We start from the raw sequence: 12,108 nt of genomic DNA on the forward strand, positions 1-12,108 counted from the left end.
CCTAGCGTCTCAGGCCGCCGAGATCCGGCAGAGGGTGGTCTTGGTTTCCTGCATCTGCGTGACCGAGTCGTAGCCGTAGGTCGTGGCGGTGTTCGCCGCCTCGCCCAGCACGATCGGGTCGGCGCCCTGCGGGTACTTGGCGCGCAGATCCTGGCCCTGGTAATGGCCGCCGAAGTGGAAGGGCATGAAGGCGACGCCACGGCCGACACGCTCGGTCAGCATGGCCTTGACCTTCACCTTGCCCTGCTCCGCACCCTCGACCCAGACCATCTGGCCGTCCTTGATGCCGGCGTTGTTGGCATCGAACGGGTTGATCTCGACGAACATGTCCTGCTGCAGCTCGGCCAGCCAGGGGTTCGACCGGGTCTCGTCGCCGCCGCCCTCATACTCGACCAGACGGCCGGAGGTGAGGATGATCGGGTACTCCTTCGACACGTCGCGGTCCTGGATGGACTTGTAGAGCGTCGGCAGACGCCAGGACTTGGTGTCCTTGTAGGTCGGGTAGCTGGCGACCAGATCGCGGCGCGGCGTGTAGAGCGGCTCGCGGTGCACCGGCACCGGGTCCGGGAAGTTCCAGGCGACGCAACGGGCCTTGGCGTTGCCCGGCGGGTTCAGGCCGTGCTTGATCGCCACGCGCTGGATGCCGCCCGACAGGTCGGTGGTCCAGGACACCGCGCCGATCTTCTCGCCGCCGATCTTGCGGATCACCGCCATTTCGGCCTCGGTGAAGTCGCCGGCCCAGCCCAGCTTCTCCAGCATGGCGTAGGTGACTTCCGGATAGCCGTCCTTGATCTCCGACCCGACCGGGTAGGAGCCCTCGGCCAGCAGCGTCACGCCGTTGCGCTCCACGCCGAAGCGCGCACGGAAGGCGCCGCCGCCCTCGGCGACCGGCAGGGAGGTGTCGTAGAGATTGGCGGTGCCCGGATGCTTCATCTCCGGCGTGCCCCAGCAGGGCCACGGCAGGCCGTAATAGTCGCCGTCGCACGGGCCGCCGTTGGCGCGCAGCGTGGTCTTGTCGAAGGTCGCCTGATGCTGCATGTGCAGCTTCAGCCGCTCCGGCGACTGGCCGGTGTAGCCGACCGACCACATGCCGCGGTTCCACTCCCGCGTCGTGTCCTCGATGTCCGGCTCGTTGCCGTGGAGCTTGATGTTCTTGAACATCGGCTCGGCGAAGCCGAACTTCTTGGCGAACAGGTACATGATCTCATGGTCCGTCTTCGCCTCGAAGAGCGGCTCCATGATCTTGTCGCACCACTGGACCGAGCGGTTGGACGCGGTGCGCGACCCGACGGTCTCGAACTGGGTGGCGGCGGGCAGCAGGTAGAAGTTGTCCTTGCGGTCGGACAGGACGGCGGTCATCGTCGGGAACGGATCGACGACGACGAGCAGTTCCAGCTTCTCCATCGCCTTCTTCATGTCCGGAAGGCGGACCTGGCTGTTCGGCGCGTGACCCCAGAAGACCATGCCCTTGATGCTCTCGGGCTGGTCCATGTTCTCCTTGGCTTCCAGGACGCCGTCGAACCAGCGGGACACCGGGATGCCGGTGGCCTCCATCAGCTTCTTGTCCTTGAAGCGGGCCAGGACCTCGTCATAGGAGACGTCCCAGACGCGCGCCCAGTGGCGCCACGCGCCTTCCGCCAGACCGTAGTAGCCGGGCAGCGAGTCCGAGGTGACGCCGAAGTCGGTGGCGCCCTGCACGTTGTCGTGGCCGCGGAAGATGTTGGTGCCGCCGCCCGTCACGCCGACGTTGCCCAGCGCCAGCTGGAGCACGCAGTAGGCGCGGGTGTTGTTGTTGCCGATGTGGTGCTGCGTGCCGCCCATGCACCAGACGAGCGTGCCCGGACGGTTGGAGGCCAGCGTGCGGGCGACGCGCTTCAGCTGCGAGCCCGGAACGCCGGTGACCTTCTCGACCTCTTCCGGAGTCCACTTGGCGACCTCGGCGCGGATCTCGTCCATGCCGTAGACGCGCTTGGCGATGTACTCCTTGTCCTCCCAGCCATTCTCGAAGATGTGCCAGAGGATGCCCCAGATCAGGCCGACGTCGGTGCCGGGGCGGAAGCGGATGTACTCGTCGGCCTTGGCCGCGGTGCGGGTGAAGCGCGGATCGGCGACGATCAGCGGGGCGTTGTTCTGCTCCTTGCCCTTCAGGATGTGGAGCATGGAGACCGGGTGGGCCTCCGCGGCGTTGGAGCCGATGAAGAACATCGCGCGCGACTTCTGGATGTCGTTGTACGAGTTCGTCATGGCGCCGTAGCCCCACACGTTCGCCACGCCGGCGACGGTGGTGGAATGGCAGATGCGGGCCTGATGGTCGACGTTGTTCGTGCCCCAGAAGGCGGCGAACTTGCGGATCAGATAGGCCTGCTCGTTGCTGTGCTTGGCCGAGCCGAGCCAGAAGACCGAATCCGGGCCGGACTTCTCGCGGATCGCCAGCAGCTTGTCGCCGACCTCCTGGATGGCCTGGTCCCAGGAGATCCGGGTCCACTTGCCGTCCACCATCTTCATCGGGTAGCGCAGGCGGCGGTCACCGTGGGCGTGCTCGCGCACCGCGGCACCCTTGGCGCAATGGGCGCCCAGGTTGATCGGGCTGTCGAAGCTCGGCTCCTGGCCGATCCACACGCCGTTCTGGACCTCGGCGGTGACCGTGCAGCCGACCGAGCAGTGGGTGCAGACGTTCTTGACCAGCTTGACCGGCGCCCCCGCGGCGGGGGTGGCGGTCACCGCCTCGGCCTTCTTCACCATGCCGAAAGGCATGGTGGCGGCGATGGCGGCGCCACCGGCGGCGATGCCCGAGGTGCGGAGGAACGAACGACGGTCGACGGTGTTACCAGTCAAGCCGGAAACCATCTTCGCGAGCGAACGGCCGCCGGAAGCAGCCGCCTTCTTCTTTGTCAGCATGTGCGGCGGTCCTTCTTAGAAGCGGCTCAGTTCGTAGACCGTCCGGACATGGTCGGTCTCGCGGTAGCCCTGGGCGGGAGCGGGCTCGGCGGCCTGCACCGCCCCCGCACCCGCCACGGCGCCCACGGCGGCGGCGCCAAGCGCGCCGACGCCCAATCCAGCCGCGCGGAACAGGTCGCGCCGCGCCAGCGTGGTCTTTTCCTTCTTGTCCGTCATAGCTTCACCCTATTCTTCGCGGCTTCCCCGAGACTGAAGACCGATGTGCCACCCGGTTTCCGGGCCTTGTTTTGAGCGTTTCCGGACCGGTCTTGTCGTGGACCGGTCTCGTTGTTTTGCTGTCCGTTCGGCGGCGGTGCCGGTGTGCGGTCGGGCCGCCCCGTCACGCCGCCCGATCACGCCGCCATGTCGAAGGCCTTGCCCTCGACCTCCAGATAGCGGTGACCCAGCGTGCCCACCGTGCGGTAGAAGGCGGCGGACGGCGTGGATTCCAGATCGGTGAAGAACCGGCCGGCCCAGGAGCCGATGTGGCGGTCGAAGAAGCGGCGCTGCGCCTCCAGATCGGCCGGGGCGTCGAAGGCCCCGGTGATCAGACCCGCCATCATCTCGGCCAGGGCGGCGATGTGGTCTTCGGGTTCCTTCACATCGTCGGCGCGGGCGATACCCAGCAGCGCCATGTCGCCGCGCAGCTCGGCCAGCGGCTTTTCGTGAAGGAAACCCGTGAGATAGTAAGAGCCGTAGGGGGACAGGATGCCGCCGCCGACGCCGATGAAGAGGATATTGAACTCCTCCTCCACCGCGGCGGCGTCCGTGCCGCGGGCGGCCTCGGCCAGACCGCGCAGCGCCTGCCCGAGGGGGCTGGCGTCGCCGTCCAGCGCCGCCAGGGCGGCCAGGAACTCCCCGCCGGGCGGGCGGGCAAGCAGATGCGCCAGCAGCGCATAGAGCTGCGCCCGCTGCATCTCTTCCGGCGGCAGGGCCGACGGATCGTGTTCACCGGTCACGGACACGGCGTTCATCCCTCCCGACACGACGAAAGGACCAGATCGGCAAAACTCCGGCACCCGGCCCCACCCGTCGCGACAACGGCGGCGCATTGGCTCGCCCGTTGCAGGCTCACGGCGTCATGGGCCGGCGCCCGAGACGCCCTGGACCGACAACCACATATTGCACCTGCGAAAAGCCTCGCCATATCAGGGGCTTAACGTTCAGGATCGGGCTATTAAAGGGCAGATTCGCGGTGTTTGTCAACAAAGGTTGACTCAGAAGTGTGCTTACCGCGACCTGGGCTGGACTGGCGCTATGCTCTTTTTATCATATCGATATCGGGTTCCTGCGAAGCAGAGGGGACCTGCTCAGGCTCCGAACCTTCGGGAAGCGCCACTATTTCTTTTGCGCCCTCATCGGCGTCGCCCATCTCGCCGGTCGCCTGTTCCGCCTTCTCGGCCGCCTCTTCCGCGGCGTCGAGGAAGCCCTTGCCGACGCGGTAGAGCGTCTTCACCGGCGAGGACCCGGTGAACAGGCTGGCGTAGTCGTCGGCGTAGTCCTTCAGCCCGTCGTCGTTGGCGAAGACCGGGTCGGAGGTCCACAGCTTGCGCAGCGCCTGCCGGTGCAGGTCGTCCGGGACTTCCGCCCGCAGGAAGGGCGTGAAGTCGGACTCCAGCGTCAGTTCTTCCACGGGGGGAAGGTCCTTCAGCGGGTCGTCGGGTTCCGGCGCGGCTTCCGGCGCGGTCTCGGCTGGCTCGGCCGCCACTTCCACCGGGAGTTGCGCAGGCGGCTCCTCGGCCGGCGGCGGCTGTGCTGGCTCCAGGGCCGGCTCCGGGGAGGGGGCGACGGGCTGCCGCTTCAGGCGGGACCAGCGGGAGAGGAAGGATTCGTCGGTCATGTCGGTGTGTCTCGGGGATCGTCAGACCTTGCCCCCACCCAACCCTCCCCCGCTGCGCAGGGGAGGGCTTTTTCTCCTCCCCCTGCGAAGCGGGGGGAGGCCGGGAGGGGGGCACGAGACTGGCGCCCCATCAAGAATTCATCACCCCTGCTTCGGGAAGTGCCGCTTGCGCTCGCGCTTCACGAAGGGGACATCCACATGGTGCTGCTCGGTGAAGTCGCGGACCAGGGCCGTGACCTCCGGCGGCATCGGCACCGTCTCCACCATCTCCACGCCGCTCACCTGATAAGCCTCGCATTCGTGGGCGGAGGCGGTGACGACGAAGGGCACGACACCCCCCGGCTCGCCCGTCTCGTCCGGGCGCAGCACGACCCAGAGGCGCGGCGGCTCCTGCGACAGGTTCAGCTTGTAGCCTTCGGTGTCGCTGCGGAACAGCTCCAGCGGCAGGGTCGCGGCGTGGAAATGCGCCCAGCCCTCCCCCTCGCGCAGCAGGCGCCAGGAACCGTCGACCGGCGGGGCGCCGGGAATCACCGAAACCGGACGCCACGCCCAGTCCGCCCAGGCGCTGGTGCCCTTGCGGCGCTCCAGCACGATGCCCAAGGCCATCGTCTCGGTTCTGTTCAGCGCTTCGCTCATCGGACCAGTCCCGCCGCCATCAGCCGTTCCGCCTCCGCCAGATCGTCGGGGCGGTTGGTGTTGAAGAAGGGGTCTACCGGATCGGAGGCGAAGTCGGCAACCGCGAGACGGTACCGGGCGGTCCAGGCGTCCACCTTGCGCATGTCCTCCTCCACCATGGCGCGGCGGAGGTCGTCGGCGAGATCCACCCGCCACAGCCCGAAGACCGGATGCTCCTGCCTGTCGGACCGGGCGCAGGCGAGGTCGGCGCCCTCGCGCTCCACCGCCGCGGCCAGACGCGCGACCAGATCGTCGGGAATGAAGGGCGCGTCGGTGGCAAAGCTGGCCAGCCAGCGGCAGTCCGGCGCGTTGGCCCGCGCCCACTCCATCCCGGTCAGCACCCCGGCCAGCGGCCCAGCGAAGCCCTCCACCACGTCCGCCGCCACCGGCAGGCCGAAGGCGGCGAAGCGCGCCGGGTCGCCGTTGGCGTTCAGCACCAGCGGCCCGACCTGCGGGCGCACCGTGGCGACGATGCGCTCCAGGATGCTGCGCCCGCCCAGCGTGCGCAGGCTCTTGTCGCCGCCGCCCATGCGCCGTGACAGGCCGCCGGCCAGCAGCACGCCGGCAATGCCATCACTCGTCATCGCGGCTCCCCTTGCGCTGGTGGCGTCCGCCCTCGTCCCCGACCGCGGCCGGGTCGGCGTCGAAGTCCAGCCGGTCGGTGCCGGCCAGGGCGAGGAAGCGCTTGCCCTTGGCCCGCCCGACCATGGTCAGGTTGGCCTGCCGTCCCAGCTCCACCCCCCAGGCGGTGAAGCCGGAGCGGGAGATCAGGATCGGGATGCCCATCTGCACCGTCTTGATGACCATCTCCGAGGTCAGGCGCCCGGTCGTGTAGAAGATCTTGTCGTGCGCCGGCACGCCGTGCAGGTGCATGTAGCCCGCCACCTTGTCCACCGCGTTGTGCCGCCCGACGTCCTCCATGTAGACGAGGGGACGGTCGTCCTGGCAGAGCACGCAGCCGTGGATGGCGCCGGCCTCCAGATACAGGCTGGGGGTCAGGTTGATCTTCTTCGACAGGGCGTAGATCCAGGAGGTCTTCAGCCGCGCGTCGGGGTTCAGCCGCACCGACTCGAAGGTCTCCATCACATCGCCGAAGGCGGTGCCCTGGGCGCAACCGGAGGTCAGCGTCTTCTTCTTGAGCTTCTGCTCGTAATTCGTGACGCGCTCGGTGCGGACGACGACGGTGTCGATCTCCTCGTCGTAGTCGATGCCGGTGATCCGGTCGTCGCGCTTCAGCATGTTCTGGTTGAGCAGATAGCCCACCGCCAGATAGTCGGGGTAGTCGGCGATCGTCATCATGGTGACGATCTCCTGCCCGTTCAGGTACAGCGTCAGCGGCCGTTCCACGGTGACCGACGCCTCCACCGGGCGCCCGTCCTGATCCAGCCCGGAAACGCGCTCCGTCAGCTTGGGATTCGCCGGGTCCGGCCTTATGGTGAATTCCGAGAGGTCCATGACCGGAAGAGTGGGGAAGATTGCGCGCCGGGGCAAGCGGCGGATGATCGGCTCCCGCAAGACGGAAGCGATGCGGCCCCGATTTGACGCGCGAGCACCTGGTATGCACGAGTACCCTTATGCATGAGTTCGGTCTGGCCTTCGTCACCGCCTTCCACCTGATCGCCGATTTCGACCCCGGTCTGGTGGGGATCGTCGGCCTGTCGCTGCGCGTCAGCCTGACCGCCGTCCTGCTGTCGGCCCTGATCGGCCTGCCGCTGGGCGCCGCCGTAGCCGCCTTCCGCTTTCCGGGGCGGCGCGCGGTGACCCTGTTCCTGAACACGGCGATGGGGCTGCCACCGGTGGTGGTGGGGCTGATCGTTTACCTGATCCTCTCCCGCTCCGGCCCGCTGGGGGTGCTGGGGCTGCTGTTCACCCCGACCGCGATGATCGTGGCCCAGACCGTGTTGATCGTGCCCATCGTCGCTGCCCTGACCCGCCAGATCGTCGAGGATCTGCTGATGGAGTATGGCGACCTGCTGAGGGTGATGGGGGCCGGGCCGCTGACCACCCTGCTCACCTTGCTGTCGGAAGCGCGCTGGAGCCTGCTGACCATCGTGCTGGCCGGCTTCGGCCGGGCCTCGGCCGAGGTCGGGGCGGTGATGATCGTCGGCGGCAACATCGACCGGGTGACCCGCGTCATGACCACCTCCATCGCGCTGGAGACCAGCAAGGGCGACCTGCCGCTGGCGCTCGGCCTCGGCGTCATCCTGATGACTCTGTCGCTGTCGGTGAACCTCGCCGCCGCCATGGTGCGGGAGACGCGCCGGGCCTGAGTCACGGCCGCCTCCGCGATTCTGGAAAATTTGCAAAGCCATTCGAACTTTCCCATAGTCGCCGCCAGAGCCCGCAACCAAGGCGGGCGAGAACCTGGAGAGGGATAGTCCGATGCTGCGCCGTTCTTTCGTGCTGGGATGCGCCGCCGCGGCGGCTCTGCTGCTCGGCTCCGTTCAGCCGTCCACCGCCGCCGACCGCTTCATCACCGTGGCCTCCACCACCTCGACCGAGGATTCGGGGCTGTTCAAGTCGATCCTGCCGAAGTTCACGGAGAAGACCGGGATCGAGGTCCGCGTGGTCGCCAAGGGCACCGGCCAGGCCATCGACATCGCCAAGCGCGGCGACGCCGACGTGCTGTTCGTCCATCACAAGCCGTCGGAGGACAAGTTCGTCGCCGAGGGCTTCAGCACCGAGCGCAAGCCGGTCATGTACAACGACTTCGTGATCGTCGGGCCGAAGGCCGACCCGGCCAAGGTCGGCGGCAGCAAGGACGTGTCCGCCGCGCTGAAGAGCATCGCCGCCGCCAAGGCCCCCTTCGTGTCGCGCGGCGACGACAGCGGCACGCACAAGTCGGAGCAGGCGCTGTGGAAGACCGCCGGCGTCGATCCCACGACGGGCGACGGCTGGTACCGCGCCATCGGCCAGGGCATGGGCGCCACGCTGAACACCGCCGCCGCGGTGAGCGGCTACGCCATGACCGACCGCGCCACCTGGCTCAGCTTCAAGAACCGCGGCGACCTCGACATCCTGGTGGAGGGCGACAAGCGCCTGTTCAACCAGTATGGCGTCATGCTGGTGAACCCGGCCAAGTTCAGCCACGTCAAGGCCGCCGACGGGCAGGCCTTCGTCGATTGGCTGGTCTCCGCCGAGGGCCAGCAGGCCATCGCGGATTACAAGATCAACGGCAACTCGCTGTTCTTCCCGAACGCCAACGAGCCGGGTGCCTGACCGGCCCCCGCCCCGCGGGCACGAAAAAAGGCGCAGCCCCGCGGCTGCGCCTTTTTTCGTGTGGCGGAAAAGAACGGGCGGAAAAGAGCCGGCTTACAGCTTCTCGTTCGGAGACACCGGGACGCAGCGGTGGCCGTTGCGGGTCAGTTCCGAGCAGACCTTGCGGGCCGTGCGCTCGTCCAGCCCGACCATGCGGGCGCGGTAGACGGTGGAGCCGTTCGCCTTCACCGGCATCACCGCCGGCTTGGCGGCGCGCAGCAGGAAGGGCGCCTGCTTGGTCGCCTGGGTCAATGCCCGGTTGCTCGCCTCCCGCGTGGAGAAGGCGCCGACCTGGACTCCCCATTTCGACCCGTCCGCCTTCGGCGAATCGGCGTCTTCGTCACGGGCGCGGGCCGGCGGACGGACCGCGGCGGGAGTGGAGACGGTGGAGGCGAGCTGCGCGATGGTCTCCGCCTTGGCCGGCGGCTTGCCCTTGGCGGTGACGCGCGGCGCGTCCTCGTCCCCGGCGCGGGCGACGACCGGAGCCTCCGAACCGCGGCTCGGCTTGTCGAACGCCTTGTCCAGGATCGCTTCCATGCGGGCGTCGCGCGAGGCCGCGGACTTGCCGCCCAGCACCACGGCGACCAGCCGGCGCCCGTCGCGCACCGCCGACGCCGCGAGGTTGAAGCCGCTGGCCACGGTGTAGCCGGTCTTGATGCCGTCCATGCCCTCGTAGCGCGACATCAGCCGGTTGTGGTTGTTCAGGCTGCGCCCGCCATAGACGAAGGCGCGCCGGCTGAAATAGGGATAATAGCGGGAGTGGTCGGACAGCATCGCCCGCGACAGAATGGAGAAGTCGCGCGCCGTGGTCAGCTGCTCCATGTTCGGGAGGCCGTTGGAGTTGCGGAACACGGTGTTGCGCATCCCCAGTTCGCGGGCCTTGCGGGTCATCATCTCGGCGAATTTCGCCTCGCTGCCGCCCAGCGCCTCCGCCAGCACGACCGAGGCGTCGTTGGCCGACTTGGTGACCAGCCCGAGGATCGCCTGCTCCACCCGCAGCGTCTTGCCGGCGCGCAGCCCGAGCTTGGTCGGGGACTGCGCCTCCGCCCAGGCCGACACCGGCAGCGCCTGGTCCAGCCGCAGCCGCCCTGAATCCAACGCGTCGAAGGTCAGGTAGAGCGTCATCATCTTGGTCAACGACGCCGGATAGGTGAGGGTGTCGGCGTTCTCCTCGTGCAGCACCTCACCCGTCCGCGCGTCCACGACGATCGCCGCGTATTTCGCGGCCAGCGCCGGCAGCGGCGCCAGGACGGTCACCGCCAGCACCGCCAGGGCGCCGCACAACCCCCGGCCGCGCAAGGCTCGAACGAAAGGGGTAATGCTGAAGGCACTTCCCAGAGTCGAACGTCCATTCGCCAAACGTTCTGTGGCCTGTTCCCCCTCCGTTTCGCGCCCGCGCCAAGCGAACGCCAAAAGCAGGCTTCGAACGGTCTGGCCCGTTACGTTCATGATGCCCCCGCCAAAGGCTAATACTTGCTGTTTGGCGCAATGGTAAATTCCATGCAAATCAGTGTCTAGCGACAATTCGTTAATTTGCCGCTTCGATTTCTTCGGCGACGCTGTGACGAAATTGGATAAGGTGGGGACCCGCGGCGGGCGAGCCGCGTTGAAGGAGCGCGGCCGCCGATCCATCTTCCCGGAAGGGCGGGACCACCCCACCCCATCCATACCGGACGCGAGGCACCTCATGACACGCCCGCCCAAGCGACGCCCGACGAATCCGCGCGCTGCCGTCCGGGACGGACGAAGAGGCAGGATTGCCAAGGTCGCGGGACTGGCGGCGGCAGGGCTCCTCGCCGGCTGCGCCTCGGTCGGGCCGACCGACAATCCGGTGGCGCGCAAGCTCACCTGGGTCAGCTACCTCAACGGCGACGACCTGCGCGCCGCCTGCACCAAGGGCGAGAGCGACCGCTACCGGCTGGTCTTCAACGCCGATTATCAGAAGCATGTGCGGACCTACGACATCGTCGGCGACCGCGGCACCGGCGGCGCGATGGTTGAGGCGCGCGTGCTGGAGGCCACCGACCTCGCACGGATCGACCTGGACGACCCGGCGGCGGTCGGCCGCGGTCCGGTCGCCAAGGCCCAGCTGTCGCCGCGCCAGTTCGCCCTGTTCGTCCTGCGCCTCTACGAGAGCGGCGCCTTCGAGCCGGCGCCGAGCGGAGTTCGCCTGCCGTCGAACGGTGTCTACTGGCTGATCAACGGCTGCCGGCGGGGAAGCTGGTTCTTCAACGCCTACCCCTACCCCTCCGACCGTTTCGCCGACATCCGTTTCGACGGGCCGCTGAAGGAGCTGGATGGCAGCGTTCAGGGGACCGGCGTGCCCTATCCCGTCCTGCCGCGCCCGCAGGACGCGCCGCGCACCCTGCCGACCGGCGGCCAGGTGGACAGCGCCGGCGTGGTGTTCGAGGTCCAGGTGGGCCGCGACGGGCTGGTCGGACCGACGGCGCCCTTCGGCAACTGGCTGTTCGCCGGGAAGTAGGGGGGCAAGGCGCTTGCCCCCACCCCGGCCCTCCCCCGCTTTGCAGGGGAGGGAGACTATGCGGAGCGGCGGCAGTCCCCTCCCCTGCGAAACGGGGGAGGGTTAGGGAGGGGGCAGGAACCTAGACCACCTCTTCCTCAGCGACATCCGCCCGCGCGCCCGCAGCCAGCAGCGTGTCCACCCACGGGCCGTCCGGCATGCGGCGGGCCAACTCGGTGATGTTCCGGTTCCACCACAGGCGCTGCTCGACCAGATCGTCGTAATCGAAGTTCGACTGGCGCCACAGCCGCTCCTCGGCGTTGAAGGTCACCATGTCGATGGGGAAGCCGACGTCGTTGGATGAGAAGCGCGTGCTGTCGAAGGACAGGTAGGCGATCTTCAGCGCCGTCCGCATGTCCGTGCTGTAGGACAGCGCGCGGTCGAGGATCGGCTTGCCGTAGGCGGTGGCGCCGATCGACAGGTAGGGGGTGCGCTCGTCCACCTCGATCCAGTTGCCCTCCGGATAGACCAGGAACATGTAGGGCTCGCGGTCCTCGGCAAGTTGGCCGCCGATGATGGCGTGCAGGTTGAAGGCCAGCTTGGACGCCTCCAGCGCCTCCTTGTCCTCCGCCGCCACTTGGCGCAGGCAGGCCGTGAAGGCCGACAGCGCGTCCAGCATGGTCGGGTAGGTCTCGCCGCGGCGGCGGGACATGTCGCGGCGCAGGTAGGCCAGCGTCTTGTCGCGCACGCTGCGCAGGCCGGAATTCAGGATGAAGAAGCGGTCGCCGCCGCTGCCCACCATGGTCACCTTGCGCGCGGACGACAGCTGCGAACCGCTGGTGATGCGCCCGTCGGACAGGCCGATCAGGCCGTCGCGGGTCTTGATGCCGAGGCAATAGGTCATGAAAGAACGTTCCCGAACTGAAAGCTGCGACGT

The 12,108-nt window shown here is 68.2% G+C and carries 12 protein-coding genes; 3 read left to right on the top strand and 9 right to left on the bottom strand.

Annotated features, from left to right (window positions below; all coding sequences use genetic code 11):
* Positions 1-9: 9 nt before the first annotated feature.
* The 7 genes from Sp245p_RS11965 to fdhD all read right to left on the bottom strand — a co-directional run bounded on the left by Sp245p_RS11965 (position 10) and on the right by fdhD (position 6,907).
* Complete coding sequence (locus tag Sp245p_RS11965; protein WP_014239714.1) at positions 10-2,898, bottom strand: formate dehydrogenase subunit alpha; 2,889 nt, start codon at positions 2,896-2,898, stop codon at positions 10-12.
* A gap of 15 nt (positions 2,899-2,913) precedes the next feature.
* The gene (locus tag Sp245p_RS11970; protein ID WP_014239713.1) at positions 2,914-3,114 is read right to left on the bottom strand and encodes a hypothetical protein; all 201 of its coding nucleotides are present in this window, start codon (positions 3,112-3,114) and stop codon (positions 2,914-2,916) included.
* A gap of 176 nt (positions 3,115-3,290) precedes the next feature.
* Entirely contained in the window at positions 3,291-3,902 is a 612-nt protein-coding gene (locus Sp245p_RS11975; RefSeq protein ID WP_014239712.1) for a TorD/DmsD family molecular chaperone, read from the bottom strand.
* Positions 3,903-4,192: 290 nt separating this feature from the next.
* Positions 4,193-4,777, bottom strand: a complete 585-nt coding sequence (locus Sp245p_RS11980; RefSeq protein WP_014239711.1) for a DUF3306 domain-containing protein — start codon at positions 4,775-4,777, stop codon at positions 4,193-4,195.
* A 141-nt stretch (positions 4,778-4,918) separates the two neighbouring features.
* Positions 4,919-5,413, bottom strand: a complete 495-nt coding sequence (locus tag Sp245p_RS11985; RefSeq protein WP_014239710.1) for a DUF3305 domain-containing protein — start codon at positions 5,411-5,413, stop codon at positions 4,919-4,921.
* Entirely contained in the window at positions 5,410-6,036 is a 627-nt protein-coding gene (gene mobA / locus Sp245p_RS11990; protein ID WP_041810940.1) for a molybdenum cofactor guanylyltransferase MobA, read from the bottom strand. Before mobA ends, Sp245p_RS11985 begins: the two co-directional genes overlap by 4 nt.
* Complete coding sequence (gene fdhD, locus Sp245p_RS11995; RefSeq protein WP_014239708.1) at positions 6,026-6,907, bottom strand: formate dehydrogenase accessory sulfurtransferase FdhD; 882 nt, start codon at positions 6,905-6,907, stop codon at positions 6,026-6,028. The genes mobA and fdhD overlap by 11 nt, the downstream gene beginning before the upstream one ends.
* Positions 6,908-7,026: 119 nt before the next feature.
* Between fdhD and Sp245p_RS12000 the strand changes: the two genes are divergently transcribed.
* Positions 7,027-7,722 (top strand): ABC transporter permease, encoded by a 696-nt coding sequence (locus tag Sp245p_RS12000; protein WP_014239707.1) that lies wholly within the window; start codon positions 7,027-7,029, stop codon positions 7,720-7,722.
* A 112-nt stretch (positions 7,723-7,834) separates the two neighbouring features.
* Positions 7,835-8,671, top strand: a complete 837-nt coding sequence (locus Sp245p_RS12005; RefSeq protein WP_014239706.1) for an ABC transporter substrate-binding protein — start codon at positions 7,835-7,837, stop codon at positions 8,669-8,671.
* Between the two features lie 93 nt (positions 8,672-8,764).
* On the opposite strand, the gene Sp245p_RS12010 is transcribed toward Sp245p_RS12005, so the two are convergent.
* Positions 8,765-9,994: a D-alanyl-D-alanine carboxypeptidase family protein gene (locus Sp245p_RS12010; protein ID WP_244439361.1), complete on the bottom strand. Its 1,230-nt coding sequence runs from the start codon at positions 9,992-9,994 to the stop codon at positions 8,765-8,767.
* A 403-nt stretch (positions 9,995-10,397) separates the two neighbouring features.
* Between Sp245p_RS12010 and Sp245p_RS12015 the strand changes: the two genes are divergently transcribed.
* Positions 10,398-11,192, top strand: coding sequence for a hypothetical protein (locus Sp245p_RS12015; RefSeq protein WP_014239704.1), 795 nt, complete (start codon positions 10,398-10,400; stop codon positions 11,190-11,192).
* Between the two features lie 121 nt (positions 11,193-11,313).
* Here Sp245p_RS12015 and Sp245p_RS12020 read toward each other — a convergent pair whose 3' ends face one another.
* Entirely contained in the window at positions 11,314-12,075 is a 762-nt protein-coding gene (locus Sp245p_RS12020) for a proteasome-type protease (RefSeq protein ID WP_038529116.1), read from the bottom strand.
* Positions 12,076-12,108 lie beyond the last annotated feature (33 nt).

This window comes from Azospirillum baldaniorum (genome assembly GCF_003119195.2).
GTDB lineage: Bacteria > Pseudomonadota > Alphaproteobacteria > Azospirillales > Azospirillaceae > Azospirillum > Azospirillum baldaniorum.

Bases quoted from the DNA above. Each gene is read 5' to 3' on its own strand.
- Sp245p_RS12015 (WP_014239704.1), top strand. From the start codon at position 10,398: ATGACACGCCCGCCCAAGCGACGCCCGACGAATCCGCGCGCTGCCGTC.
- Sp245p_RS12005 (WP_014239706.1), top strand. From the start codon at position 7,835: ATGCTGCGCCGTTCTTTCGTGCTGGGATGCGCCGCCGCGGCGGCTCTG.
- Sp245p_RS11980 (WP_014239711.1), bottom strand. From the start codon at position 4,777: ATGACCGACGAATCCTTCCTCTCCCGCTGGTCCCGCCTGAAGCGGCAG.
- Sp245p_RS12020 (WP_038529116.1), bottom strand. From the start codon at position 12,075: ATGACCTATTGCCTCGGCATCAAGACCCGCGACGGCCTGATCGGCCTG.
- mobA (WP_041810940.1), bottom strand. From the start codon at position 6,036: ATGACGAGTGATGGCATTGCCGGCGTGCTGCTGGCCGGCGGCCTGTCA.
- Sp245p_RS12000 (WP_014239707.1), top strand. From the start codon at position 7,027: ATGCATGAGTTCGGTCTGGCCTTCGTCACCGCCTTCCACCTGATCGCC.
- Sp245p_RS11965 (WP_014239714.1), bottom strand. From the start codon at position 2,898: ATGCTGACAAAGAAGAAGGCGGCTGCTTCCGGCGGCCGTTCGCTCGCG.
- fdhD (WP_014239708.1), bottom strand. From the start codon at position 6,907: ATGGACCTCTCGGAATTCACCATAAGGCCGGACCCGGCGAATCCCAAG.
- Sp245p_RS11985 (WP_014239710.1), bottom strand. From the start codon at position 5,413: ATGAGCGAAGCGCTGAACAGAACCGAGACGATGGCCTTGGGCATCGTG.
- Sp245p_RS11970 (WP_014239713.1), bottom strand. From the start codon at position 3,114: ATGACGGACAAGAAGGAAAAGACCACGCTGGCGCGGCGCGACCTGTTC.